Below are 24,600 nucleotides of genomic sequence, written 5' to 3'. Positions count from 1 at the left end.
GGTACGACGCGAAATCGTGCGGGCGGCCCGCCGGCGAAGTCTACGCCGCCGGCAGCAGTGCCGCGTAGCGCTCCAGGTAGAGCGGCCAGCCCTGCTCGTCGCCGATGCCGTCGCGCAGCGACTGCCAGCCCGCCCCGTGGCGGTCGAGATGCCGGTGCTCGAGCTCCACGCGGGTGCGTCCATCGCCCTCGGCCAGGAATCGGATCTCGACCTCGCTGGCGTTCTCGGTGCTCTCCTCCAGCTGCCAGATGGGGCCGATGTCCCAGCTGAAGACCAGCCGGTGTGGTGGGTCGAAGGCGAGGATGCGCGCCCAGGCGCATTCGGTGCCGTCCTCGGCGCGGTCGAGGATCCGGCCGCCGACGTGGGGCTCGAGGATGGTCTGCACGAGGGGGGCGCCGAGCAGGTTGTGCTCGCGCGGCTTGATGGCGTCGAACTGCTGGGTGAACACCGCGAACGCCTGCTCGGGCGTGGCGTTGACGATGGTGTGGCGTTGCACCACGGCTTCCTGGGTCATGGTCTCTCCTCCTGATCAGGTTGCTGGTCGAGTTGCTGCTCCAAGCCCTCCAGCGTCCTTCGCCAGAACGTGTCGAGCTGGTCGCGAAGGGCGGCGACGCCGTGCTCGCTGAGCCGGTACCGACGCCGGGTGCCCTCGGCGCGGTCGGTCACCATGCCGACCTGCTTGAGCACCTTGAGGGTGCTGGGAGACCGCCGGCTGGCTCACCGGCAGCGCCTCGGTCAGCTCGCCGACGGTGCGCTCACCCTCGGCCAGCTGCATGACGATGGCGCGGCGGGTCTTGTCGGCCAGCACGGTCCATGCGTCAGTGTCTTCATAAGTCATGATGAATAGAAGTCAGAACTTATGGAGTGCTGGCGCAACCTCTGGTGGCCTGCATGTCGGGTCGCGACGTGGGAGCGGGCGCCGACCGTCGTCGTACCGCGACGGACATAAGGGCGCCGACGAGGACGATTGCGCGGTGCGAAGGGTCGATACGTCCGTCCAATTGCGAGCGGGTTCGCGCGATCGCTCGGCAGACGAACCAGCAGAGCACGCACGCACAGCCGCCGGTAAGGCGTCGCAGCACCCCCGAGCCGCCGCCAGGTCACGGCATTGGCTCGGCGTACTGAGCTCCCGCCCGGGATCAGGCCTAGCCGCCGTGCACCAGCCCGCCGACGACCCAGGCGAGGATGAAGGCGAAGCCGCCGGTGAGCCGTCGCGCGCCAGGAGGGGGAGGCCCCACCAGCGGCAGCACACCGCCGAGCACCAGGAACGCGATGGCAGCGAGCGGCATCACCGGGCTGGCGAGCAGCCAGAACCAGGCCCAGCGGGTGGCCCGCCACGGCTCGTTCAGGCCGGTGATCAGCGCCAGGGTCAGCACGAAGGCGGCCGCCGTCGCCCAGGCCACGGCGCCACTGAGCTCGCGGCCCAGCATTCCGACGCTGACCCCGGACGGCCGGTCCATCGAGTCCACCGCCAAGCTCGGCTGAAGTGCGCGCAGCTGTGTGGCGAGGTCCTCGACCACCGGTCGCTCGGTGCCGATGCCGTCAACGCCGTCGGGTCGCTCGTCACCGCGCTCCGGCCGCGACTCCACGACCTCGGTCGAGTAGGTGTAGAGGCCGCTGCGCCACCGCACCTCGACGACCGAGAACCCCCGTGACCGGGGGGACAGGCCGGGCGTCATCGCGACTTCGTCGGTCCGGCCGAGGGCGACGTCGGCCTCGAGCTCGGCGAGGGTCGCCTGCTGCGGCGCCAGGAACCAGGCCCACGCCGAGATCACCGTCCAGCAGAGCAGCAGCGCCCATCCGAGGTACGTCGACGCGCGGTCGACCCGCGAACGCCGCGGAGTCGAGACACCGCCCCCCGTGTGCGGTGAGCGGTCCGTGCGCCCCGGCCGGTCGGCAGGTCCCCCGAGCATGATCCCACCCTAGGGTTCCAGCGCTCCGAGGGCCGAACGTTCCGTGATCGGCTCGTCCGCCACGCCCTCCCGCTCAGGTCTCGACTGCTCGGTGTCCCGCCCGGCGGCGCGTGCGCAGGGCGACCACGCCGGCCGCGAGCACCGAGGCCACCCCGGCTGCGGCCACCGACAGCGGAACGACGCTCCACGGGCCGAGCCGCGAGAGCAGTGGGGGCAGTCGTGGCGCCGACTCGACGGCGACCAGGCTGAACGGCTGCGCACCCGTGGGGTCGCAGACCACCTCGACCTGGTCGGACCGCGGCGTGAACACAGCCGTGGCCTCCCAGTCGGCCGCGCTGCCGCCCTCCCGGACGAGGGCGTCGTCGGGCCGGCTCGATGGCAGCACCTCGGCAGTGGCGGCGTCCCGCACCGTGCACGACGGTTCGGCATCGGCCGCGTAGGACCACAGCAGCACGTTCCGGTCCCGGTCGACGCGCACGACGTGCGGCCGACCGTCGTCCTCCACCATGGCCTCCTCGGCCCAGTCGTAGCCGTCGAGCTGGCTCGCGGCCAGCAGCAGCATCGCCACGGCCGACGTCACCAGCAGGACGAGGCCGCCGGCGAGCAGCCACCACGGCCCGCGGACGCGGGCCGGGGCGCTCACGCCCCCGCCACCCGGATGACGGTCTTGTCCCCGGAGCGGCCGACGGCATGCCGGAACGCCTCGTCCGCCCGCTCGAGTGGGAACCGGTCGCTGACCAGGTCGTCGAGGTCGACGCCGGTGGTGGCGAGCTCGATCGCCCGGGGATAGGTGCCGTGCATCCGGCGCACCATCGCGAACGTCAGGCCCTTGCGCCGAGCCGGAGCAGCGGGGAAGGCCGAGAGCGGCGTCGACGGGATGCCGCCCACCGCGATCCGGGCGCCCGGCCGGGCGCAGGCGACCGCCGTCGTCAGGGCCGCGTCGACACCAGCCATCTCGACCACCACGTCGACGCCCCTGCCCGACGTCGCGGCGAGCAGCTCGCGTTCGGCCTCCTCGGGCGACCACGCGGCGTCGGCGCCGAAGCGCTGAGCGGTCGCACGTCGGTGCGCCAGCGGCTCGGACACGAAGACCCTCGCCGCGCCGGCGCGCCGGGCCACCGCGCAGGCCAGCACGCCGATAGGTCCGGCGCCCACGACCAGGACGTCGTCGCCGTCGCGCACGTGCGCGACCTTGACCGCGTGGACCGCCACGCCGAGCGGCTCGAGCAGGGCCCCGGCATCGTCGGTGAGCTCGTCGGGCAGCGGGAACAGCAGCTCGTCGGGCCAGACCAGCCGCTCCTGCAGGCCGCCGTCCAGGCCGGCGTGGCCTGCGAACCGGACCTCGGGGCAGAGGTTGCCGTGGCCGGACCGGCACTGCTCGCACGCGCCGCACGGGATCGCCGGGTCCACCGCGACCCGGCGCCCGGCGTGGGGCCCGTCCAGCGCCACGCCGGCGAACTCGTGCCCCGGCACCACCGGGTCGCCGATCGTCACCTCCCCGGTGCCGCCCTCGGCGTACCAGTGCAGGTCGGAGCCGCACAGGCCGACCGAGGTGACCGCCACCGTCGACCAGCCGGGCGGCGGCGGGCCGGGGTCGGCGACCTCCGCCAGTCGCAGGTCCCCGACGGCGTGGAGCTTCGCGGCGCGGTGCACCCTCACATCATCGCGCAGCCCGGCGCCTGCACCCACGATGCGCCGTCGCGTGCTGCTGTCTCGGCTCAGGGCATCTGCGGGCCGACGGCGCCGGACCGGCCGTCCGCAGGGTCCGCGCCCTCGGCCGTCCCCTTGAGCTCGACGAAGAGCACGTGCGTGGGGGTCTCGCCGATGTTCTCGCCGTGGTGCTCCTGGGCCGGGAGCCAGGTGGTCGCCCCCTCCTCGAGCGTCACCTCGCGCTGGGTCTCGCCCGACACGAGGCGACGGCGGAAGGAGGACAGGGCGTACATGACGCTGTCGGGGTGCCGATGCGGAGTCGTCTGGTCGCCGGGCTGGTCGGTGTACTCGAGCACGCGCACCCGCTCGTTCTCGAGCACGACCCGGTAGTGCCGCGGATTGGTGACCACGGGGTCGAGGTCCATCCAGCCAGGGTGGCGCCGCCGACGCTGTGTGTGAAGAGCCTCCGGCGCCTAGCCCGGCCGCGGCCCGAAGCGCCGGACCTCCTGCGGCCAGCCACACGCCTCGGCCATCCGGCCCGCCCACATCCGCGCGGTCTCCAGGTCGGGCACGTCGACGACCGCGAAGCCGCCGAGCTGCTCGGTGGTCTCGGCGTACGGCCCGTCGGTGAACACCAGGGTGCCGCTGGTCGCGTCGGCGCTGACCACGTCGGACTGGTCCTCCTCCAGGCCGCCGGCGAAGACGTAGACGCCTGCTGCCTCCATGTCGTTCACGACCGCCATGGCCAGCGGCGCCCGGCCGGCGAACCACTCCGGGGAGTGCTCGCCCACCCACTGCTGATTGAAGTAGATGAGGTACTCGGTCATGCGCGCTCCTCTCGGCCTGGCGACCCCGACGGTCGCCTCCACCCTCATGACGACCGAGCCTGGCAGGAATCGACAGCCGCCCGCGAGCGGTCCGCCTACGCCGGGAACGGCACGCCGGTGTTGGCGTGGCAGCGGTAGCCGTGGGGCACCTTGTGCAGGTACTGCTGGTGCGGGTCCTCGGCGTAGTAGTAGGTGGGCGCCGGGGCGATCTCGGTGGTGATCGCGCCGATGCCGCGCCGCTCCAGCTCCGCCCCGTAGACCGCGGTCAGCTCGCGCGCGACCTGCTCCTGCTCGGGCGAGGTGTAGTAGATCGCCGAGCGGTACTGCGTGCCGACGTCGTTGCCCTGCTGCATGCCCTGGGTCGGGTCGTGCACCTCGAAGAACTGCTTGACCAGGTCGGCGTAGGAGACCTGCGCCGGGTCGAAGACCACGCGCACCGCCTCGGTGTGGCCGGTGCGGCCGGTGCACACCTCCTCGTAGGTCGGGTGCGGGGTGTAGCCGCCGGCGTAGCCGACCGAAGTCGACCAGACGCCGGGCACCTGCCAGTAGATCTCCTCGGCGCCCCAGAAGCAGCCGAGGCCGAACAGCGCCACCTCGTAGCCCTCGGGGATGTTCGTCTCGTCGGTGACCAGCGGGGTGCCGAGCACCTGGTGCTTCTCCGCCAGCGCGAACGGCTGCTGCGGCCGGCCGGGCAGGGCCTGGTCGGGGGCCACCATCTGGGTCTTGGTGCTGGAGAAGAACACGAGCTTCACTCCTCGTCGTCGCCGGTCGCGGCTGCGCACCAGTGTGCGCACCGGGTGCAACAACGAGATCGTGCCCGACGTTCCCGGGCGAAGAGGCCTCGCCGAAGTGGTATCACCGCGGTATCGTTTCCGACATGGCGATGACGCTGCGCACCGATGAGGAACTGGACCGTGCGCTCGAGGACCTGGCCTCCTCGCAGGGCATCTCCAAGCAGGAAGCGGCCCGCCGGGCGATCCTCGACATGCACTCGCGTCTGGACCTGCGCGAACGGCTGGACACCATCGCCGACGAGATGCTGGAGAAGTGGGGCGACGTCCTCGACCGACTCGGCAAGGCCTGACGTTGGTCGACTACCTCGACCTCGAGGCCCTGCTGCTGCTCACGCGCAAGCTGGGCGCGGGTCCGGTCCGCGACCCCGGGCTGCTCGACTCATCGGCGGCCCGACCTCGCTCGAGCGTGTTCGGCGCCGACGCCTATCCCTCGATGGAACTGAAGGCTGCCGCGCTGCTGCACTCGATCTGTCGCAACCACGCGCTGGTGGACGGGAACAAGCGGCTCGCCTGGTTCGCCACGGTGACCTTCCTCGGCATCAACGGCCACGAGGTGGACATGGGAGACGACGACGCCTTCGATCTCGTGATGGCCGTGGCCGAGGGAACCCTCGACGTCGAGGAGATCGCCGCGGCCCTGGCTGCACACCTGCGGCCGCGCTGAGTAGCCTCCTCGGATGAGCGAGCAGCAGCACAGGTCCAAGTCCGGCTTCATGACGCGTGCGATCCACGCCGGCTACGAGCCCGACCCCACCACCGGCGCGGTGATCCCGCCGATCTTCGCGACCTCGACCTACAAGCAGGACGGCGTCGGCGGGCTGCGCGGCGGCTACGAGTACAGCCGCTCCGGCAACCCCACCCGCACCGCTCTCGAGGGCGCGATCGCGGCGCTCGAGGAGGGGGAGCGGGGGTTCGCGTTCGCCTCCGGCCTGGCCGCCGAGGACACCCTGGTGCGCACCACCTGCCGGCCCGGCGACCACGTCGTCATCCCCGACGACGCCTACGGCGGCACGTTCCGGCTCTTCGACAAGGTCGAGAAGGTCTGGGGGGTCGAGCACAGCCCCGCGCCGGTCTCCGACGTCGACGCGGTCCGCGCCGCGATCCGGCCCGGGCAGACCAAGCTGGTCTGGGTGGAGACCCCCACCAACCCGCTGCTGAACATCGGCGACATCGAGGCGCTGGCCGCCGTCGCCCACGACGCCGGCGCGCTGCTGGTCGTCGACAACACCTTCGCCTCGCCATACCTCCAGCAGCCGCTCACGCTGGGCGCCGACGTCGTCGTGCACTCGACCACGAAGTACTGCGGCGGCCACTCCGACGTCGTCGGCGGTGCGCTGGTGGTGCGCGACCTCGACCTGGCCGAGCGGGTGGCCTTCCACCAGAACTCCATCGGCGCGGTCGCCGGACCGTTCGACTCCTTCCTCGTGCAGCGCGGGCTGAAGACGCTGGGCATCCGGATGGACCGGCACTGCGACAACGCCGAGCGGGTCGTCGAGTTCCTCGCCGGCCACGCCAAGGTGGCGCAGGTGATCTACCCCGGCCTGCCCGAGCACCCCGGCCACGCGGTCGCCGCACGGCAGATGTCGCGCTTCGGCGGCATGGTCTCGTTCCGGGTCGCCGGCGGCGAGGAGCACGCCCTCGCGGTCTGCGACCGGGCCGAGGTGTTCACGCTCGCGGAGTCGCTGGGCGGCATCGAGTCGCTCATCGAGCACCCGGGCCGGATGACCCACGCCAGCGTCGCCGGCACCGACCTCGAGGTGCCCGCGGACCTGGTCCGGCTCAGCGTCGGCATCGAGACCGTCGACGACCTGCTCGCCGACCTCGACCGTGCACTTGGGTGACGTCGAGGGGGGACCAGCCGTCGCCCTCTGCGTCGACTTCGGGTCCACCTTCACCAAGGCGTTGCTGGTCGACCTGGCCACCGGCGACCTGCTCGGCACCGCCGAGCACCCGACCACGATCGACACCGACGTGCTCGACGGGTACGACGCGTGCCGGGCCGCGCTGCTGCGGCTCGACGCGCGCGCGGAGCACGCCGAGGTGCTGGCCTGCTCGAGTGCCGGAGGCGGTCTGCGCATCGCGGTGCTCGGCAACGAGCTGCTGGTGACCGCCGAGGCCGGCCGTCGGGTGGCGCTGTCCAGCGGCGGCCGGGTGGTCGCCGTGCTCGCCGCGGCGTCCGGCCTGGACCCGCGCGGGTTGGGCGAGAGGCTGCACGAGGCGCGCGCCGACGTCGTGCTGCTCACCGGCGGCACCGACGGCGGCAACAGCGAGGTGCTGCTGGCCGCGGCCGAGGCGCTCGCCGGCTGCGGCTGGCACGGTCCGGTGGTCGTGGCGGGCAACGTCGACGCCCGCGAGGAGGTGGCCCGGCGGCTCGCCGCTCTGCCGCACGTGCTGGCCGACAACGTGGTGCCGCGCATCGGCGAGCTGGCGCCGGCCTCCGCCCGGGCCGCCGTCCGCGAGATGTTCCTGGCGCACGTGATCGGCGGCAAGCACCTCAGCGCGCGCCGCGACTTCACGGCGATGGTGCGCGGCGCGACCCCCGACCTGGTGCTCACCGGGGTCGAGCTCCTCGCCCGTGGCGTCGACGAGCGCCACCCCGGTGTCGGCGACGTGGTGGTCGTCGACATCGGCGGCGCCACCACCGACGTGCACTCGGTGGTCGAGCCGGACCACGAGGCGGCGCTGCTCGACGCCGACGGGCTGGCCCGCGAGGTGGTCGCGAGCACCCCGGTCACCCGCACCGTCGAGGGCGACCTCGGCATGCGCTGGTCGGCGCTCAGCACGGTGGCCGAGGCCGGCCTCGACGACGCCGACCTGGTCGAGGCGGCCCGCGCCCGGGCGGAGCGGCCCGGGCTGCTGCCGCTCACCGACGACGAGTGGGCCGCCGACGAGGCCATCGCCCGCGCCGCCGCGACGCTCGCATTGCGCCGCCACGCCGGCCGCGCGAAGGTCGTCGTCGGCCCCGACGGGCGCGTGGTGGAGCGCACCGGGAAGGACCTGCGCGAGGTGCGGCTCGTCGTGGGCTCCGGCGGTGTGCTGCGCAACGGCCGGGCCGGAGTCGCCGACCGGGTTTTCGGTGGCTCGGTGGGCCCCGACCCCGAGGGCGGCTGGCAGCTGCCTCGCCAGGCACGGGTGAGCGTCGACCGCGACTACGTGCTCGCCGCGGCCGGGCTGCTGAGCGCCGACCATCCGGTGGCGGCCTACCGGCTCGTGCGGCGCGTGGTCGACGGCGGCGTACCCCCGGGCCAGTAGCCTGACCAGGTGACGGAGCGGGAGGGCGGACAGGCCGACGACGAGGCGGCCGGGCTGCCGGTCCCGCCGCCCGAGAGCGAGGACGAGCGGCGGCGGCGGGTGCCCCGGATGGGGCTGCGGTCGCGTCGCGACGACGATCGGCACGCCCAGCAGCCGAACGCCGAGGACGACGACGGGCTGGCCGAGCGGGTCACCCAGCAGATCGCCCATCAGTGGGCGCTGATCCGCGCGGAGCGGCGCGCCGAGCAGCAGCCGCCGCAGATCGTCGGCGGACGCTCCAACTTCAGCCGCGCCCAGGTGCCGTGGGGCTACGACCTGGCCGCGGCCTGGGCCTGGCGGTTCCTGGTGATCTGCGCCGCCGGCTACGTGATCTTGTGGCTGCTCGCCCGGTTCGCGGTGATCACGGTGCCGCTCGCGATCGCCCTGCTCATCGCGGCGCTGGCCACCCCGGGGGTGCGCGGGCTGCGGCGCATCGGGGTGCCCCAGGGGCTGGCCGCCGGCCTGGTGGTGCTGACCGGGCTGGCGATGGTCGGCGGGCTCGGCACCGTGGTCGGCCAGCAGATCGCCGACCAGTCCTCGCAGCTGGCCGACCAGGTGGTCAAGGGCCTGGGCGAGATCCGCACCTGGCTCAAGGAGGGCCCCCTCAACGCCAGCGACACCCAGATCCAGACCTACATCGAGCGCACCCAGGAGGCGATCGGCAACTGGGGGCAGGGCGGTGACGCCGTCAACCGGGTCACCGACCTGGGCACCGCGCTCAGCCACGTGCTCACCGGCTTCTTCGTGGTGTTGTTCGCGACCTACTTCTTCCTCGCCGACGGACGGCGCATCTGGGCGTTCTTCGTGCGGCTGGCGCCGCGCGCCGCGCGGGAGCGGATCGACAGCTCGGGCCGCGTCGCGTGGGTCTCGCTCACCCAGTTCGTGCGTGCCACCGTGCTGGTGGCCCTGGTCGACGCGATCGGCATCGCCGTCTGGGCCGCCGTGCTCGGCCTGCCGCTGGTGCTCGCGATCGGGCTGCTGGTCTTCCTCGGCGCGTTCGTGCCGCTGGTCGGTGCCACGGTCGCGGGCGCGGTGGCGGTGCTGGTCGCGCTGGTGGACCAGGGTCCCTGGACCGCTCTCCTGATGCTGGTCGGCGTGATCGTGGTGCAGCAGGTCGAAGGCCACGTGCTCCAGCCGTTCCTGATGGGCCGCTTCGTCTCGGTGCACCCCCTCGGCGTGATCGTGGCCATCGGCTGCGGGGTGCTGGTCGCCGGCGTCACCGGGGCGCTGATCGCGGTCCCGCTGGTCGCCGCGGCCAACGCGGTGGTCCAGCACCTGGCGGCCGAGACCGAGCCCGGCGACGACCCGGAACGCGAGCTGGCAGACGAGCTGCCACCGGAACAGCGGACCCCGGTCCGCGACGAGGGGGTGGGTGACGATGCCTGAGCCGACCGTTGGTCTCGACGACATCCGTGAGGCCCGGCGGATGCTCGAGGGCGTCACCGTGGGCACGCCGGTCGAGCCCTCCCGCTGGCTGTCGGCGGCGACCGGCTCACCGGTGCTGCTGAAGCACGAGCACCTCCAGCGCACCGGCTCGTTCAAGGCCCGCGGCGCCTACGTCCGGATCGCGCGGCTCACCGCGGAGGAGCGCAGTCGCGGCGTCGTGGCCGCCTCCGCCGGCAACCACGCTCAGGGCGTCGCGCTCGCCGCGCAGGAGCTCGGCATCCCGGCCACGGTGTTCATGCCCGAGGGTGCGCCGATCCCCAAGGAGAAGGCGACCCGCGGCTACGGCGCCGACGTGGTGTTCCGCAAGGGCTACCTCGAGGACTGCCTGGCCGCCGCCGTCGATCACGCCGAGCGCACCGGGGCGGTCTTCATCCACCCGTTCGACCACGTCGACATCGTGGCCGGTCAGGGCACCCTCGGGCTCGAGCTGCTGGAGCAGGCACCCGAGGCGACCACGGTGCTGGTCCCGACCGGTGGCGGCGGGCTGCTGGCGGGCGTCGCGATCGCCGTCAAGGCGCTGCGGCCCGACATCCGCGTGATCGGCGTGCAGGCCGAGGGCGCCGCGGCGTACCCCGGTTCGCTGGCCGCCGGCCACCCCGTCGCGCTCACCGAGATGCACACGATGGCCGACGGCATCGCCGTCGGCCGCCCGGGCGCGATCACGTTCGCCGCGATCCGCGACCACGTCGACGAGGTCCGCACGGTCTCGGAGGAGTCGCTCTCCCGCGCCCTGCTGGCGCTGCTCGAGCGCGCCAAGCAGCTGGTCGAGCCGGCCGGCGCGGCCGCGGTGGCGGCGATCCTCGACCGGCCCGAGGACTTCCCCGGGCCGACGCTCGCCGTGCTCTCGGGCGGCAACATCGACCCGCTGCTCCTCGGCAAGGTGATCCGGCACGGCCTGGCCGCCGCGGGTCGCTACCTCAACCTGTCGGTGCACATCCCCGACGTGCCCGGCGGCTTGGCCCGGCTGCTCTCCGAGGTGGGGGAGGAGGGGGCCAACGTGCTCGAGGTGATGCACGAGCGGATCTCGCCGGCGCTGCAGCTCGACGAGGTCGAGGTGCTGCTCCAGCTGGAGACGCGCGGTGGGGCGCACGCCGAGGCGCTGCTGACCCGGCTGCGCGGGCACGGCTACACCGTCACCACGCGCTGAGCCGGGCCGGCGCCCGGCCGGGTCAGCCGGTGAACGGGGTGGCGTCGAGGATGACCACCTCGAGGGTCTTGCCGTTGGGGGCCTCGTAGGAGACCGTGTCGCCCTTGCGCTTGCCGTTGATCGCCGAGCCGAGCGGCGAGGCGGGGGAGTAGACGGTGAGCCCCTCGGGCTCGATCTCGCGGGCGCCCAGCAGGAAGGTCTCGGCCTCGTCGTCGTCGTCGCCGACGAACTTGTAGGTCACGACCATGCCCGGCTCGACGACGCCGTCGTCGGGCGGGGTCTCGCCGATCTCGGCGCGGCGGAGCATGTCCTCGAGCTGACGGATGCGCCCCTCGATCTTGCCCTGCTCCTCACGTGCGGCGTGGTAGCCGCCGTTCTCCTTCAGGTCGCCCTCGTCGCGGGCGGCGCTGATCCGGGCGATGACCTCTTGACGCACCGGCCCCTTGAGGTCCTCCAGCTCCGCCTTGAGCTTGTCGTAGGCGTCCTGGGTCAGCCAGACGGTGGCGGGCTCGGTCTGCTGCGTCATCTTCGGCTCCTGTGCATCAGTTACGGGTAAGGCACTGCCCACCCGGTGGTTCCGAGTGTGTGTCGGCCCTCTGCGAGCGAACCGGTGTGCGGCTGTGCGCTCGGCCGTGGGCGCATCGGCCGCTCTGGAGGCGGCGCGAGCCAGTACACCTGGTCAGCCCGACGGGGACGATCAGAACGACCAGCCTAGCAACACCAGGCACATCCGGCAGCCGGGAAGCCGAACCCGCAGGTCAACCCGCACGCGAGGGGTTCCTCACCGGGGCCGGTTCTGGCCCTTCGCGGTGCAGCCGATCAGGTCCACCGAGGTGGCCCGGCGCTCGGTCCGGATGGTCTTCACCTGCCGGGCCGGGTCGCCCGGGCCGGTGTCCCAGGCCAACTCGCCGACGGTGTTCTTGTCCTCGGCGGTGGCCCGCAGCAGGCAGGAGACGTCTTCGGCGTCGTCGGCCATCGTCACCACCACTGTGGCGCGCACCTGGTGCTCGTCGACGATCTCCCACGCCTCGACGTCCGACTGCACCGCCGGGTCGGAGTAGACGACCACGAACCAGCCGATCATGGCCAAGAAGACGAGCGCCAGCGCGGTGCTGCCCGCCACCAGCAGCCGGCGCCGGCCGGGAGGAGGGGTGCCGTAGCGCGCGGCGAGCGAGGGGTCCGGGCGGGCTGGGGAGCTCACCGGTCCATGGTCACACCTACGATTGGCCCATGCCGCACCACCCCACCCCCCGTGCCGGACTCCGGCTGATGCACGTGCACGCGCATCCCGACGACGAGTCGAGCAAGGGAGCCGCGTCCACGGCGCGCTACGTCGCCGAAGGCGTCGACGTGCACGTGGTCACCTGCACCGGTGGCGAGCGCGGCTCGGTGCTGAACCCGAAGATGGACCGTCCCGAGGTGCTGGCGAACATCGCCGAGATCCGCCGGGCCGAGATGGACGCCGCCCGCGAGATCCTCGGGGTCCGCCAGGACTGGCTGGGCTTCGTCGACTCCGGCTGGCCCGAGGGCGACCCGCGTCCGCCGCTGCCCGAGGGCTGCTTCGCGCTGGTGCCGACCGAGGAGGCCGCGGCGCCGCTGGTGCGGCTGATGCGCGAGTTCCGGCCGCACGTGGTGACGACCTACGACGAGCGGGGCGGCTACCCGCACCCCGACCACGTGAAGTGCCACGAGGTCACGGTGGCCGCGTTCGAGGCGGCCGGCGACCCCCAGCGCTACCCCGAGCTCGGCGATCCCTGGCAGCCGCTGAAGCTCTACTACCACCACTCGTTCAACCGGCCGCGCACCCAGGCGCTGCACGACGAGATGGTCCGCCGGGGTCTGCACTCGCCCTATGCCGAGCGGCTCGAGAAGTGGAAGCCCGAGCCCGACTGGGACGCCCGCATCACCACCCGCGTCCCGTGTGCCGAGTTCTTCCCGGTGCGCGACAAGGCGCTGCTCGCGCACGCCACCCAGATCGACCCCGACGGTCCGTGGTTCGAGATCCCGCTCGAGGTGCACCAGTCGGTGTGGCCCACCGAGGACTACGAGCTGGTGGTGAGCCACGTCTCCTCGCCCACGCCGGAGGACGACCTGTTCGCCGGCATCGTCGACCCCGCCTGAGAGGCTCCCCCCATGCCGCTGCTCGTCCTCGCCACCGCCGACCTGCTCAGCAACCTGGCGACCGGTGTCGCTCCGCTGCTGCTCTCCTTCGCCGACCAGGCTCCCGACGACGAGGACGTCAAGGCGGGCTGGACCGCGTTCGCGATCTTCCTGCTGGGCGTCGCCGCGGTCGCCTTCCTCGGGTGGAGCCTGACCAAGCAGCTGAAGAGGGCCAAGGCCGCCGACGAGGCCGGTCTCTTCGACCCCTCCGACAAGCCGGCCCGGCGCACCACGATCCCCAGCGCCGAGCAGCCCACCGACCCCGATCGCTGACGGGCGGGTCAGGACCTCCGCCTCTGGTCAACGCTCCCGGCTCGGCTGACCGTGTCAAGGAGGGGCACGGCATCGGAAGGGGCTGGACATGAAGCGGTCGGCACGCATGGTCGGGGCGGGGGTGGCGGCGGCCGCCCTGTTCGTCGTGGGCGGAGGAGTCGCGGTCGCGACGGCGGACGACGGTGGCTGGGCGATGATCGGCAGGCACACTCCGGGTCACCCGATGATGGACGCGGCGCCGGGCGGGTTCGCGGGGATGCCCGGTGGGATGCACGGGATGTCGCACGGGTGGGTGTCCAGTGAGCTGGACTACCTCGCCGCGATGGTTCCCCACCACGAGGAGGCGATCGCCGCCGCCGGCGAGCTGGCCCGCTCCGAGCGGCCGCAGATGCGCCGGCTCGGCGCCGCGATCGTGGCCGCACAGAGCACCCAGGTCGACCAGATGACCGGCTGGCTCGCCGAGTGGTACCCCGGCGAGACCGCCGACCAGGACTACGAGCCGATGATGCGCGACCTCTCCAGGCTCGAGGGGGACGCGCTCGACCGGGCCTTCCTGCGCGACATGGTCGGCCACCACATGATGGCGGTGATGATGTCGCAGCAGGTGCTGGTCCGCGACCTGGCCGAGCACGAGGCTCTCGCCGACTTCGCGGGCGACGTCCGTGACGAGCAGCGCACCGAGATCCACCAGATGCGCAGGTGGTACGCCGAGTGGTTCGGACGGCCCGGCGACTGCCCCGGCGGGCCGCGGGGTCAGGGGCACCCGAGCGGCATGGGCGGCATGGGCGGCATGGGCGGCATGGGCGGCATGGGCGGCATGGGCGGCATGGGCTGGCGCGCCTGACGCTCAGGCCGGCAGCGCCAGGGCCTGCCGGGCGTCGTCGAGCTCGGCGGCGGTGCGGTGGTCGCTCCAGCCCAGCTCGGCCGCTGCGGTCCGGGCCACCGCCTCGAGGACCTCGTCGCCGGGGTGGCCCAGGGTGCCGATGCCGGTGCGGCGCAGCAGCACGTCGCGCAGGGTCCGGGCCATCTCCCAGCGGGTCGCGGCGACGACCTGGGCGAGCAGTTCGCCGTCCGCGTCGAGGGCCCTGGCCAGCGCGGGGTCCTGGTCGGCGAGCGCCAGCACCCGGTCGTGCTCGGTGCCGTGGTGCAGCGCGACGTACCGGACGGTCTCGGGGGCGAAGGCCCGGTGCCGGTCGGAGGCGGCGGTCAGGTAGGGGCGCAGCGGCCCGGTGTCGCAGCCGTGCAGCGGCGTCCTCGCGGTGCGGCTGCGGCCCGGTGGCCGGCCGAGCTTGCGCGCGATGGTGCGGTAGGTGTGCTCGGCGAAGCCGCGGCTGGTGGTGTACTTCCCGCCGGTGACCGTGATCAGCCCGCCCAGGCCGTCGTGGGCGTGGTCGATGTGCTCGGAGGCGCGGGAGGCGTCGTAGGTGGTCTCGCCGGCGACCTCGGTGAGCGGGCGCAGGCCGCCGTAGGCGAACAGCACGTCGTCGTAGCCCAGCGTGACCGGCAAGAGCCCGGCGGAGTTGATCGTGACGAGGAACTCCTCGATGCTGCGCCGGGTCAGCCGCCAGTCGTGCACGGCTCCGCGGTAGGGGCTCTCGGTGGGGCCGATCAGACTGTGCCCGCGCCACGGCGCGCAGCTGAAGTGGCCGTGCGGGGTGACGTGCAGCGTCATCACCTCGGTGAGCTGCCGGGTCACCAGATAGATGCCCTCCGAGCGCACCGGTGGCCGGCGGCCGGCGGCGCGCTCGGTGCCGGGGGTGCCCATCAGCACGTCGTGCGCCCACGGGCCGGTGGCGTTGACGACGACGCGGGCCCGCACCTGCGTGCTGTGGCCGGTGAGCGCGTCGCGCACCTGGGCGCCCACCACCCGGTCGCCTTCGAGCAGGAACCGCTCCGCGCGGGTGTGGTTGGCGACGTCGGCGCCGTGGGCGACCGCCGAGCGCACGAAGGCGAGGGTGAGCCGCTCGGGGCTCGGCATCGTGCAGTCGTGGTAGAGCAGCGCGTGCGGATCGGTGCCCAGACCCCATGTGGACGCCTCGGCGGCGTGCACCCGCCGGTGCCGCGGGATCCGCTGGCCCGGGTCCCAGACCCGGTTGCGATCGAACGAGAGCAGGTCGTAGGCCGTGAGCCCGGCTCGCTCCAGCAGCCCGGCGTCGGGCAGGGCGATGGGGTAGGGGCGGACAAGGTTGGGGGCGATGTTGGACAGCACCCGGCGCTCGCGCAGCGACTCGCGCACCAGCCGGACCTCGAGCTGCTTGAGATAGCGCAGCCCGCCGTGCACCAGCTTGCCGGTGGCCGCGGACGTGGCGGCGCCGAAGTCGTCGGCCTCCACCAGCGCGACCGTGCAGCCGCGGCTGGCCGCCTCGTAGGCCAGGGCCGCGCCGGTGATCCCGCCGCCGACGACCAGCACGTCGTAGGCCGGGGCGCCCGGCGGTGGCGGTGACTCCACGAACCGGTGCAGGGTCACCGGCCGGGTCGTCGACGGGGTCATCGGTGAGCGTCGTCCGCGGCGAGGGCGGCGCGCAGCGCGGCACGAAGCCGGTCCCGTTCGGAGGGGATGTCCCAGGCCAGGCGCAGCACCAGCGCCGGGGCTCGCCAGGCCGCCACGGCCCCGTGGCCCAGCCCGGTGAGGCGGCGGTACTCCGCCCAGTAGAACTCGAAGAACGCTCGGCGGCCGGCGACGATCACGGCCTTGCGGGCGAGGGAGAGCCCGGGGAACAGCTCGGCGTCGCGGAACAGCAGGAACGTGGCGGCCACATCGGCGGCGGGGTCGCCGCGCAGGGCGGTCTGCCAGTCGATGACGTGGTGGACGACTCGATCGGCGCTCCCGGCCCGGTCGGCGGGGGTGGTGTCGCCGGTGACGATGACGTTCTCGGGGTGGAAGTCCAGGTGCAGCAGACGGTCGCCGTCGGGCAGGGCGTTCACCAGGCCGCGGGTGTGGGCCTGCTCGATCGGGCTGAGGAACGACAGGGCGGCCTGGTCGAGTGCGTGCAGCACCGCGGCTCGGACGTCGGTCAGGTCGGGCGCCGCGACCTCGTGCATCCGGGCCTGGAGCCGGGCCAGGGTCCGGCCGCTACGCCGCAGCTGCAGCGGGTTGCGCTCGGCGACCCGGGTCAGCGAGCCGCCGTCGAGCCGGTCGAGGACGAGCCCGGTGCGGTCGTCGACGTACGCCGTGCCGTGGCAGCGGGCGCCGGTCAGCCCAGCGCGCACCGCGACGTCGATGTGCTCCGCCTCGGCCTCCACCTCCTCCCCGGGGACGTCGCCGTGGAAGAGCTTCAGGACCCGGTCGGGGCGGCCCGGATGGGCGTAGACCTCGCTGGTGCGTCCGGTGGCGACGGGGTCGCCGAGGTCGGCGAGGGTCCATCGGGTCATGGCCGGTCGCCGGCGGCCGGCCGGGTGCTGCCGTAGCCGGTGCGCAGGGCGGCCTCGATGACCGCCTCCTGGTCGGCCTGGGTGAGCGCCCGGGGGGTGCCGAGCGCGGCGGCCTGCCAGTAGAGCGTGCACGCCCACTCCAGCAGCAGGGCACGCTCGACGGCGGTGTCGAGGTCCGGCCCGATCGTGACGGTGCCGTGGTTGGCCAGCAGCACCGCGTGCCGATCGCGCAGGGCGACGTGCACCGAGTCGGCGAGCTCGGCCGACCCGAACACCGCGAACGGGACGACGGGGGTCGAGCCGCCGAGCAGGAGCTGTTGGTAGTGCACACAGGGCAGCTCGTCGAGCACCAGGGAGAGCGCGGTGGAGACCGGAGCGTGGGTGTGCACCACCGCGCCGACGTCGGGGCGGGCGAGGAGGTCGAGATGCAGGTCGAGCTCGGAGGTCGGGGCGAGGGCGCCGTCGACCACGGTCCCGTGGGCGTCCACGACCGTGACGGCGTCCGCGCCCGCCTCGGCGAGCACGACTCCGGTGCCGGTGACCGCGATCAGTCCGGCGTCGGCGCCGCTCAGCGCGACGCCGACGTTGCCCGCGGTGCCGATCAGCAGGCCCTCGGCGGCCAACCGGCGGGCGGCCTGGGCGACCGCCGTCCTCGCCTGCTCACGCTGCATAGGGCTAGCATCGAAGGGAAACAAATCAGAGTCAAGTTTGATTTGGGGTGACGATGGTCGCGTCAGACGGTCCGTCCGGCGGCGGGGCAGACGACGGCGGGTTCGACGACGGCGGGTTCGACGGCGCCGTCCTGCACCGCGTGCCCCGCCAGGCTCGGTCCCGGGAGAAGGTGGTGCGAGCCCTGGCCGCCGCCGAACGGCTGCTGGAGCGCGACGGGGCGCCGGCCCTCACCGTCACCGGCGTCGCACGCGAGGCCGGACTCTCCGTCGGCGCGCTGCACCAATACCTGCCGGACCGGGAGGCGATGACCCGGGCCCTGCTGACCCGCTACCACGCGCGGTTCGAACGGCTGCTGGCCCGACTCGTCGAGGAGGCCGCTGGCCGCCCGGGCGGCATCGGCGAGCTGGACGTGGTGGTCGCGGCCTTCGCCGATCTGCACCGGCGCAGCGCGGGGGTGCGAGCCCTGCGCGGCGAGCGCCCCGACTCCGAGCCGGAGACCCGCGAGCACAAGGCTCGGATGGCGGCGCTGCTGCTGCGTCTGCTGCGAGAGCTGGGACTGCTCGCCGGCGTGTCCGACGATCGCGCCGCGCTGGTCGCCCGGACCGCGTTCGCGACCGCCGACGCGCTCATGCACGAGGCGTTCCGCGAAGACCCCGAGGGAGACCCGCGGCTGCTCGCCGAGCTCGACCGGCTGCTGGCTGCTTATCTCCACGCGGCGGCTGCCGATGGGACTCCCACGAGAGACGCCGGCTCCTCTGGGCCTGCCGGCTGACCCACCGTCTGACCCACCGTGGCACCTGTTCAGAGCTCCGCTTGTGGCGCGTCGGCTAGCGTCCGACACGGGGGTCGGATCGAGACGAGAGGACCAATGCCCGTGGACCGGGTGGTCGACGACGCCGACGCGGATCCCGCGACCGGTGTGGAGGCGCGACCCCGGCAGCTGCTCCTCCTCACGGTGGGGTTCGCCGTCGCCCACGCTGTCACCCTGGTGCTGGCCCGCGTCACGCTCGTGCCCGACACCCTGCTGGTGGTCCTCGCCCCTGGCGCCGGGATCGCGGCGGCCTGGTTCGCCTTCGTGCGCCCGCTGCCCTGGCGCGTGGTCGCCGCCGGCCTGCTGTTCACGATCAACGTGGCCGTGCTGGGGGAGAGTCACGCGTCGGCTTCCGTCGCGCTCGGCTTCGGAGCCGCCAGCGTGGTCCAAGTCGTGCTGTTCACCTGGCTGATGGAGAGGCGAGGGGGCAGTCGTTCGCCGATCGAGCTCGCCGAGCGCCTGGACGTGGAGGACCTCGGCCGGGTGGCGCTCTTCGCCATGCTCGCCGCGCTGGTGACCGGCGCCCTGGGACCGGCCTCGCTGACCGATCTGGGTGACCGCAACCTGGCGCTGTGGGCGGCGTGGGCCGTGCGCAACACGGTCACGGTGGTGGCGTTCTACCCTCTGGCGCTGCTGCTGCTCAGCCACGTCCGCACGGCCCGGGACCCCGGGTCGGAGGTGGCCCGACGTGGACGGTGGACTGCCGCCCGGTGGGCGGAGCTGGCGATGCTGATACTCGCCACCCTGGTGGCCTGCTGGCTGACCTTCGGTGAGAAGGAGCTGCCGGTCACCTTCCTGATCCTCGCCACCAGTGCGTGGGTCGGTGCTCGCTTCACTCCGCTGGTGGCGAACCTGCACGCGGTCGCGGCCGGCGGGGTCGTGGCGAGGCTGACCATCGGCGACCGGGGGCTGCTGTCGACGATCCCGGACCCCGTCGCCGAGGCCGCGGTGATCCAGGCATTCATAGCCGTGACCCTGGGCATCTCGATGAGCCTGGCGCTGCACCGACGCACCAACGAGCGGCTCACCGAGAGGCTGGCGGAGGCCGAGCGCGAGGCGCGGGGCCAGGCGGAGATGCTCGAGGCGATCCTGGCGGCGTCCGAGGAGAGCGTGGTCGTGCTGGACGGGTCCGGTCGGGTCCTGATGCGCAACCGGGCGGCCGTCCGGCTCGGCGGCGGCCCCGCCGACCAGGGGCTGCCGACCGACGACGTCGACCTGCGCCGACCCGGCGGCCCCCGGCTGCGGCCCGACGAGCTGCCGCAGGCGCGGGCCCTGGCCGGTGAGGCCGTGGTGGCCGAGGACTACGTGCTGCGCACCCGCTACCGGCCGGAGCCGGTCATCGTGCAGCTGAGCGCCGTGGTGGTGCCCTCGATCGACGGCGAGCCGCTCGCGGTGCTGCTCTCCCAGGACGTGACCGCCGTCCGGAGGGAGCGCGACGAGCTGACCTCCTTCGCCGCGGTGGTGGCCCACGACCTGCTCAACCCGCTGACCGCGGTCGACGGGTGGTCCGACGCGCTCGAGGACGAACTGGACGGCCCGGAGCCGGACGTCGTTCAGCTGCGCAGCCACCTGCGACGGATCCGTCGGGGGTCCGAGCGGATGCACGCGCTGATCCGCGACCTGCTGGCCTACACCACGGCCCGCAGCTCCGAGCTGACCCTGCTCCGCGTCGACCTGACCGAGCTGGTCGCCGAGGTGGTCGCCGAACGCATCGACGCGGCCCGGGCCGGAGGCGTCGAGCCCGAGATCACCGTCGAGCCGCTGCCGGTCGTGCACGCGCAGCCGCTGCTGGTCCGGCAGGCGATCGACAACATCGTCGGCAACGCCCTCAAGTACGTCGCGCCGGGCGTCACGCCGCGACTGGACATCCGCGCGCGCCGGGTGCCGGCCGGCGAACGGGGGGCGCACCCGGAGCTGGTCGAGCTGCAGATCGCCGACAACGGCATCGGCATCCCCGCCGACCAGCGCATCGCGGTCTTCGACACCTTCCACCGGGTGCACCGTGACGGCTACAAGGGCACCGGGCTGGGGCTCTCGATCGTCAAGCGGGTCGCCGAACGGCACGGCGGCACCGTCGAGGCCGACGAGAACCCCGCCGGTGCCGGCACCCTGATCCGGCTGGCCCTGCCGGCCGCCCCGAGCTGAACCTCAGCCTCATCCCGCCCGGGCGTGCAGCTCGTCGCCGAGCTCGGAGCGCAGGTAGAGCACCGACCGGCCGTGCCGCGCCGAGGTGAGCAGCCCGGCGTCGCGCATCGCGCGCAGGTGCTGGTTGACCGCGGTGGGCGTCACCCCGAGCCGCACCGCGAGCTCGGTGGAGGACGCCGGGGACTCCAACAGGCCGAGCAGCCGGGCTCGCGCCGCGCCGATCAGCGCCGCCAGCGCCCCGGGCACCGGGCCGGCGGTCTCGGCCGCCCACAGCGTCCCGACCCCGCGAGCGGCGTACATGATCACCGGGGCCTCCTCCGGCGAGATCGGTGCCGAGGCGTTGCGGGTGAAGGTCGTGGGCACCAGGGTCAGGCCCTCGCCCGCGGTGCTCCGGCGGAAGTGGTGACCGGAGGACAACGAGACCTGAACCACCTCGTCGACGAGCCGGACGCGCGGGCTCAGGTCGGCGAACATCGCCGCCAGTCCCGATCGCGCGATCACGCGGCCGCGGTGGACGATGTCGGCCTCGAGCACCGCGCGCATCCGCGGCCACCAGGGCTCGAAGCAGGCGGACCAGTAGTCGGCCAGGGCGGTCACGATCCGGCCCAGCAGCCGGCTCGTGCTCGCGTCCAGCGCCTCGGGCCGGGTGTCGGCGTCGGGGTGCACCTCGGTGAGGTCGTCGCGCACCACCGAGAGCGGGGTCCGTGCCACGCCGTCCAGCTCGTCCTCGAAGCGGGTCAGCGGGGAGTGGGGTCGCGGGGTGAGGAAGTCGGGGGTCCACAGCGCGGCGTTGGTGAGCGCGACCAGCAGCTCGAGGTCGAGGTCGCGGCGAGCGGGCTCGGTGGCCGCCAACCAAGGCAGGTGCAGCGGGTAGCGACCGGGCTCCCGCAGCGCCCGCAGTGACAGGACCGCCTCGTGCAGGGGTGAGATCGCGAACCGCACCTCACCGAGATCGGCGCCGGCCAGCTCGTATTCGATCATGAAGCAGAACGCTACATCGTTGGTGGTCGGCGGTCCCGGCGTGGGACAACTGCGTCCGTGATCCGCACCCTGCTCCCCGCCGACCCCGTGGCCCGGGCGCTGTCGTTCGCGACGATGTCGGCCGCGTTCTCCTCGGGGCTCTTCTACAGCGTCAGCGCGCTGTTCTTCACCCGGGTGATCGGGCTGTCGGCCACCACGGTCGGCCTGGGCCTCTCGGTCGCCGGAGCGGTCGGTGTGCTCGCCTCCTTCCTCGGAGGACGGCTCAGCGACCGGTTCGGCGCCGACCGGGTGCAGGTGGTCGCCAACGGGCTCCAGGGCCTCGCCCTGCTCGCCTACGTGCTCGCCGACGACACCACCTCGTTCGTCGCGATCGCCTGCTGCGCCGTCGGCTTCCGCGCCCTGCAGGGATCGGCCAAGGCGACCATGCTGGCGCGCTGGTTCACCGGCCCCGACCGGGTCCAGGTGCGCGCCCGGCTCCGGGTGGTCACCAACGTGTTCATCGGCCTCGGCACCGTGCTCGCGGGGCTCGCGCTGCTCGTCGGCTCCGCCGCGGCGTACCGGACCACGATGGTGATCGCGGGCGTCCTGGCGCTGGCGGCGACGCTCCCGCTCACCGGGCTGCGGCAGCGGATCCCCGACCTGGCCGTGCGGATGCGGCGGCCGGTCGACGCCACGGGCGCGGTGACGGTGGGGCGCTCGCCGCTGCGCGACCGCACCTACGTCGCCTCGGTGGCGCTGAACTCCGTGATGGCGCTGCAGTTCGGCCTGCAGAACGTCGGCATCCCGCTGTGGATCGCCGGCCACACCGAGGCCCCGACCGTGATGATCTCGGCGCTGATGGTGGTGAACACGGTGTTCGTGGCCCTCGCCCAGGTGCGGGCCTCGCGGGGCACCCACGACGTGCTCGTCGCCGGCCGCACCGTGCGCCGCGCCGGCCTGCTCCTCGGCGTCGCCTGTCTGCTCTACGCCGCGGCAGGCTCCGTGGGCGTGGTGCTGGCCGTGGTGGTGCTGCTGGCCGCAGAGCTGGTCGCCTCGGCCGCCGAGGTCTGGTCCGAGGCCGGCGGGTGGGGGCTGGCCTTCGAGCTGGCCGACCCGGTCAACGCGGGGGCCTACCAGGGGCTGTCCCAGATGGGCTACTCGCTCGCGGGGATGCTGGCGCCCGCGGTGGTCACCGTCACGGCCATCGAGCACGGAGCGGCCGGGTGGGCGGTGCTGGGCGCCGGGTTCGCCGTGACCGGCGTACTGGTCGCCCGGCTGGCCGCCCACGCCGCCGCGACCCGACCCGCGGTCCCGGTCGAGCTCGTGGCCTGACGCCGACCCAGACCCGAGTCAGCGCAGTGAGTACGTCGCCAGGGAGACGCCGACGTAGTGGCTGATGAAGGCGAGGATCGTGAAGGTGTGGAACACCTCGTGGAACCCGAACCAGCGCGGCCACGGGTCGGGCCGCCGGAAGCCGTAGACCACGCCGCCCAACGTGTAGAGCGCGCCGCCCACCACGACCAGCACGAACACCGCGGTGCCGGTGCCGGCGCCGAGCGCCCGCGCTCCGTCGAGGAAGCCGGGCAGGAAGAACAGCGCGGCCCAGCCGAGGGCGATGTAGATCGGCACGTAGAGCCAGCGCGGCGCGCTGGTCCAGAACAGCTTGAACAGCACCCCCAGTGCGGCGCCGCTCCAGGCCACGGTGAGCAGCACGGTGCGTTCGGTGCCCTCGAGCAGGATGACGCTGAACGGCGTGTAGGAGCCGGCGATGAGCAAGAAGATGTTCGAGTGGTCGAAGTTGCGCAGGAACGCCCACACCCGCGGCGACCAGCGCCCGGTGTGATAGATCGCCGACACCGTGAACAGCACCAGCGCGGTGCCGACGAACAGGGCCGAGGCCACCCGCGTCTCCGTCGTGGGGGACAGCGCGATCAGCACCACGCCGGCGGCCAGCGTCAGCGGCGCGGTGGCGAGGTGCAGCCAGCCCCGCAGCTTGGGCTTGACCTCGGCGAAGGTCTCGGAGATGTGGTCCGACAGCGAGTCGAAGCCGTGGCGGACCGCGTCGTTCACCGTGCTGGTGACCTGGTGCTTTCTGCCCTGCGTCATGTCGCCAACGGTACCCAGTTCCGAGCGGTCGACTGCCGCGGAGCGGCGAACCTCACCCCGCGCAGCCGCTAGCATCGGGGGGTGGCGGACTGGAAGAGCGGACTGCGTCGAGTGCTCTACCCGGCGTACGAGGCGCGGATGCTGCGCCGGCTCTCCAGCGACCAGATCCCCCAGCACGTCGGGGTGATGCTCGACGGCAACCGCCGCTGGGCCCGCGCCGTCGGCCGGGACACCGCCCACGGGCATCGGGCCGGGGCGGCGAACATCGAGCCGCTGCTCGGCTGGTGCGACGAGGTCGGCATCAAGGTGGTCACGCTGTGGCTGCTGTCCACCGACAACCTCAACCGCCCCGAGCGGGAGCTGGCCCCGCTGCTGGAGATCATCGAGGAGGCGGTCGCCTCGCTCGCCGACCAGGCCCGCTGGCGGCTGCACCCCGTCGGCGCCCTCGACCTGCTGCCGGCCTCGACCGCGGAGAAGCTCAAGGCTGCCGAGGAGGCGACGCTCGAGGTCGACGGCATGCTGGTCAACATCGCCGTCGGCTACGGCGGCCGGCGCGAGATCGCCGACGCGGTCCGCTCGATCCTGCTCGAGGCGGCCGAGCGCGGCACCGGCCTCGAGGAGCTGGCCCAGCACATCGACGTCGACCTGATCTCCGACCACCTCTACACCAAGGGACAGCCCGATCCCGACCTGGTCATCCGCACCTCCGGTGAGCAGCGCCTCGGCGGCTTCCTGCTCTGGCAGAGCGCGAAGTCGGAGTTCTACTTCTGCGAGGCCTACTGGCCCGACTTCCGGCGCGTCGACTTCCTGCGCGCGATCCGCGCCTACGCGCACCGCGAGCGCCGGTTCGGGGCCTGAGCCCACAGCCCGGGCCACGGCGGCGCGCCTGTGCCGTCATCGAGCCGAAACGAGACGTTCACCCCGGCGTCGGGCGTGTCGGAGGTGACCTGGCTCTCAGCCGGCGTACTTTTCCAGCATCGGCGGGTGGGGAAGCCCGCCGTATCGGGAGGCCCCAGACCGTGAGTGATCACGC

28 protein-coding genes and 1 pseudogene are annotated in these 24,600 nt (G+C 73.3%); 13 read left to right on the top strand and 16 right to left on the bottom strand.

Features of this window, described 5'->3' with window-relative positions; genetic code table 11:
* Window positions 1–40: 40 nt before the first annotated feature.
* From D6B71_RS13030 to msrA, 9 genes and pseudogenes are all read right to left on the bottom strand, one after another.
* The gene (locus tag D6B71_RS13030; protein ID WP_121255703.1) at window positions 41–514 is read right to left on the bottom strand and encodes an SRPBCC family protein; all 474 of its coding nucleotides are present in this window, start codon (window positions 512–514) and stop codon (window positions 41–43) included.
* Entirely contained in the window at window positions 511–687 is a 177-nt protein-coding gene (locus tag D6B71_RS23505; RefSeq protein ID WP_240641410.1) for a hypothetical protein, read from the bottom strand. The genes D6B71_RS13030 and D6B71_RS23505 overlap by 4 nt, the downstream gene beginning before the upstream one ends.
* A 19-nt stretch (window positions 688–706) precedes the next feature.
* A pseudogene (locus tag D6B71_RS23935) lies at window positions 707–838 on the bottom strand (ArsR/SmtB family transcription factor); the annotation flags it as partial.
* Between the two features lie 307 nt (window positions 839–1,145).
* Window positions 1,146–1,913, bottom strand: a complete 768-nt coding sequence (locus D6B71_RS13020) for a hypothetical protein (protein WP_121255701.1) — start codon at window positions 1,911–1,913, stop codon at window positions 1,146–1,148.
* Between the two features lie 73 nt (window positions 1,914–1,986).
* A complete protein-coding gene (locus D6B71_RS13015) occupies window positions 1,987–2,556 on the bottom strand; it encodes a hypothetical protein (RefSeq protein ID WP_121255700.1) in 570 nt (189 codons plus the stop codon).
* Entirely contained in the window at window positions 2,553–3,566 is a 1,014-nt protein-coding gene (locus tag D6B71_RS13010) for a zinc-dependent alcohol dehydrogenase (protein ID WP_121255698.1), read from the bottom strand. Before D6B71_RS13010 ends, D6B71_RS13015 begins: the two co-directional genes overlap by 4 nt.
* Before the next feature lie 65 nt (window positions 3,567–3,631).
* Window positions 3,632–3,988 carry a cupin domain-containing protein gene (locus tag D6B71_RS13005; RefSeq protein WP_121255696.1) on the bottom strand — a complete coding sequence of 119 codons (357 nt, stop codon included), beginning with the start codon at window positions 3,986–3,988 and terminating at the stop codon, window positions 3,632–3,634.
* 48 nt (window positions 3,989–4,036) lie between these two features.
* A complete protein-coding gene (locus D6B71_RS13000) occupies window positions 4,037–4,390 on the bottom strand; it encodes a YciI family protein (RefSeq protein ID WP_121255694.1) in 354 nt (117 codons plus the stop codon).
* Between the two features lie 95 nt (window positions 4,391–4,485).
* Window positions 4,486–5,133: a peptide-methionine (S)-S-oxide reductase MsrA gene (gene msrA, locus D6B71_RS12995; protein ID WP_338036798.1), complete on the bottom strand. Its 648-nt coding sequence runs from the start codon at window positions 5,131–5,133 to the stop codon at window positions 4,486–4,488.
* Between the two features lie 134 nt (window positions 5,134–5,267).
* Between msrA and D6B71_RS12990 the strand changes: the two genes are divergently transcribed.
* Genes D6B71_RS12990 through ilvA form a run of 6 tightly spaced genes read left to right on the top strand, consistent with a single transcriptional unit; the run spans window position 5,268 to window position 11,068 of the window.
* The gene (locus D6B71_RS12990) at window positions 5,268–5,474 is read left to right on the top strand and encodes a CopG family transcriptional regulator (RefSeq protein WP_121255692.1); all 207 of its coding nucleotides are present in this window, start codon (window positions 5,268–5,270) and stop codon (window positions 5,472–5,474) included.
* Window positions 5,475–5,476: 2 nt separating this feature from the next.
* On the top strand, window positions 5,477–5,848 hold the full coding sequence (locus D6B71_RS12985; RefSeq protein WP_121255690.1) for a type II toxin-antitoxin system death-on-curing family toxin: 372 nt from the start codon (window positions 5,477–5,479) through the stop codon (window positions 5,846–5,848).
* A 13-nt stretch (window positions 5,849–5,861) separates the two neighbouring features.
* Window positions 5,862–7,025 (top strand): cystathionine gamma-synthase, encoded by a 1,164-nt coding sequence (locus D6B71_RS12980; protein ID WP_121255688.1) that lies wholly within the window; start codon window positions 5,862–5,864, stop codon window positions 7,023–7,025.
* A complete protein-coding gene (locus tag D6B71_RS12975) occupies window positions 7,018–8,436 on the top strand; it encodes a glutamate mutase L (RefSeq protein WP_121255886.1) in 1,419 nt (472 codons plus the stop codon). The genes D6B71_RS12980 and D6B71_RS12975 overlap by 8 nt, the downstream gene beginning before the upstream one ends.
* A 9-nt stretch (window positions 8,437–8,445) precedes the next feature.
* On the top strand, window positions 8,446–9,861 hold the full coding sequence (locus tag D6B71_RS12970) for an AI-2E family transporter (RefSeq protein ID WP_240641396.1): 1,416 nt from the start codon (window positions 8,446–8,448) through the stop codon (window positions 9,859–9,861).
* The gene (gene ilvA / locus D6B71_RS12965; protein WP_121255882.1) at window positions 9,854–11,068 is read left to right on the top strand and encodes a threonine ammonia-lyase; all 1,215 of its coding nucleotides are present in this window, start codon (window positions 9,854–9,856) and stop codon (window positions 11,066–11,068) included. The genes D6B71_RS12970 and ilvA overlap by 8 nt, the downstream gene beginning before the upstream one ends.
* Before the next feature lie 22 nt (window positions 11,069–11,090).
* On the opposite strand, the gene greA is transcribed toward ilvA, so the two are convergent.
* Both greA and D6B71_RS12955 read right to left on the bottom strand, forming a co-directional pair.
* Entirely contained in the window at window positions 11,091–11,594 is a 504-nt protein-coding gene (gene greA, locus D6B71_RS12960; protein ID WP_121255686.1) for a transcription elongation factor GreA, read from the bottom strand.
* A 255-nt stretch (window positions 11,595–11,849) separates the two neighbouring features.
* Window positions 11,850–12,269: a DUF4307 domain-containing protein gene (locus D6B71_RS12955; protein WP_121255684.1), complete on the bottom strand. Its 420-nt coding sequence runs from the start codon at window positions 12,267–12,269 to the stop codon at window positions 11,850–11,852.
* A 29-nt stretch (window positions 12,270–12,298) separates the two neighbouring features.
* On the opposite strand from D6B71_RS12955, the gene mca reads away from it, so the two are divergent.
* The 3 genes from mca to D6B71_RS12940 all read left to right on the top strand — a co-directional run bounded on the left by mca (window position 12,299) and on the right by D6B71_RS12940 (window position 14,345).
* Window positions 12,299–13,189: a mycothiol conjugate amidase Mca gene (gene mca / locus D6B71_RS12950; protein ID WP_206051735.1), complete on the top strand. Its 891-nt coding sequence runs from the start codon at window positions 12,299–12,301 to the stop codon at window positions 13,187–13,189.
* A 12-nt stretch (window positions 13,190–13,201) separates the two neighbouring features.
* Window positions 13,202–13,501, top strand: a complete 300-nt coding sequence (locus D6B71_RS12945; RefSeq protein ID WP_121255682.1) for a hypothetical protein — start codon at window positions 13,202–13,204, stop codon at window positions 13,499–13,501.
* Between the two features lie 88 nt (window positions 13,502–13,589).
* Complete coding sequence (locus D6B71_RS12940) at window positions 13,590–14,345, top strand: DUF305 domain-containing protein (RefSeq protein ID WP_121255680.1); 756 nt, start codon at window positions 13,590–13,592, stop codon at window positions 14,343–14,345.
* A gap of 3 nt (window positions 14,346–14,348) precedes the next feature.
* On the opposite strand, the gene D6B71_RS12935 is transcribed toward D6B71_RS12940, so the two are convergent.
* From D6B71_RS12935 to D6B71_RS12925, 3 genes are read right to left on the bottom strand one after another with little or no spacing between them, the layout of a single operon-like run.
* Window positions 14,349–15,992 carry a glycerol-3-phosphate dehydrogenase/oxidase gene (locus tag D6B71_RS12935; RefSeq protein WP_121255678.1) on the bottom strand — a complete coding sequence of 548 codons (1,644 nt, stop codon included), beginning with the start codon at window positions 15,990–15,992 and terminating at the stop codon, window positions 14,349–14,351.
* Window positions 15,989–16,873 (bottom strand): aminoglycoside phosphotransferase family protein, encoded by an 885-nt coding sequence (locus D6B71_RS12930; RefSeq protein ID WP_121255677.1) that lies wholly within the window; start codon window positions 16,871–16,873, stop codon window positions 15,989–15,991. Before D6B71_RS12930 ends, D6B71_RS12935 begins: the two co-directional genes overlap by 4 nt.
* The gene (locus D6B71_RS12925) at window positions 16,870–17,544 is read right to left on the bottom strand and encodes a class II aldolase/adducin family protein (protein ID WP_121255675.1); all 675 of its coding nucleotides are present in this window, start codon (window positions 17,542–17,544) and stop codon (window positions 16,870–16,872) included. The genes D6B71_RS12930 and D6B71_RS12925 overlap by 4 nt, the downstream gene beginning before the upstream one ends.
* Before the next feature lie 53 nt (window positions 17,545–17,597).
* Here D6B71_RS12925 and D6B71_RS12920 point away from each other — a divergent pair, with 53 nt between their 5' ends.
* Window positions 17,598–18,317 (top strand): TetR/AcrR family transcriptional regulator, encoded by a 720-nt coding sequence (locus D6B71_RS12920; RefSeq protein ID WP_121255878.1) that lies wholly within the window; start codon window positions 17,598–17,600, stop codon window positions 18,315–18,317.
* 96 nt (window positions 18,318–18,413) lie between these two features.
* Entirely contained in the window at window positions 18,414–20,501 is a 2,088-nt protein-coding gene (locus D6B71_RS12915; protein ID WP_121255673.1) for a sensor histidine kinase, read from the top strand.
* Window positions 20,502–20,510: 9 nt separating this feature from the next.
* Here the strand turns inward: D6B71_RS12915 and D6B71_RS12910 are convergent, their stop codons facing one another.
* Window positions 20,511–21,482 carry an ArsR/SmtB family transcription factor gene (locus tag D6B71_RS12910; RefSeq protein WP_121255671.1) on the bottom strand — a complete coding sequence of 324 codons (972 nt, stop codon included), beginning with the start codon at window positions 21,480–21,482 and terminating at the stop codon, window positions 20,511–20,513.
* 57 nt (window positions 21,483–21,539) lie between these two features.
* On the opposite strand from D6B71_RS12910, the gene D6B71_RS12905 reads away from it, so the two are divergent.
* Window positions 21,540–22,793, top strand: coding sequence for an MFS transporter (locus D6B71_RS12905; protein WP_121255669.1), 1,254 nt, complete (start codon window positions 21,540–21,542; stop codon window positions 22,791–22,793).
* 18 nt (window positions 22,794–22,811) lie between these two features.
* Here the strand turns inward: D6B71_RS12905 and trhA are convergent, their stop codons facing one another.
* Window positions 22,812–23,567, bottom strand: coding sequence for a PAQR family membrane homeostasis protein TrhA (trhA, locus tag D6B71_RS12900; RefSeq protein ID WP_121255667.1), 756 nt, complete (start codon window positions 23,565–23,567; stop codon window positions 22,812–22,814).
* An 81-nt stretch (window positions 23,568–23,648) separates the two neighbouring features.
* Between trhA and D6B71_RS12895 the strand changes: the two genes are divergently transcribed.
* Window positions 23,649–24,425: an isoprenyl transferase gene (locus D6B71_RS12895; RefSeq protein WP_121255665.1), complete on the top strand. Its 777-nt coding sequence runs from the start codon at window positions 23,649–23,651 to the stop codon at window positions 24,423–24,425.
* The last annotated feature ends 175 nt before the right edge of the window (window positions 24,426–24,600 follow it).

Source organism: Nocardioides ferulae, from assembly GCF_003660455.1.
Classification (GTDB): domain Bacteria; phylum Actinomycetota; class Actinomycetes; order Propionibacteriales; family Nocardioidaceae; genus Nocardioides; species Nocardioides ferulae.
Note: the sequence above shows the minus strand (reverse complement) of the source record. Positions and strands in the feature narration are given on the sequence as shown.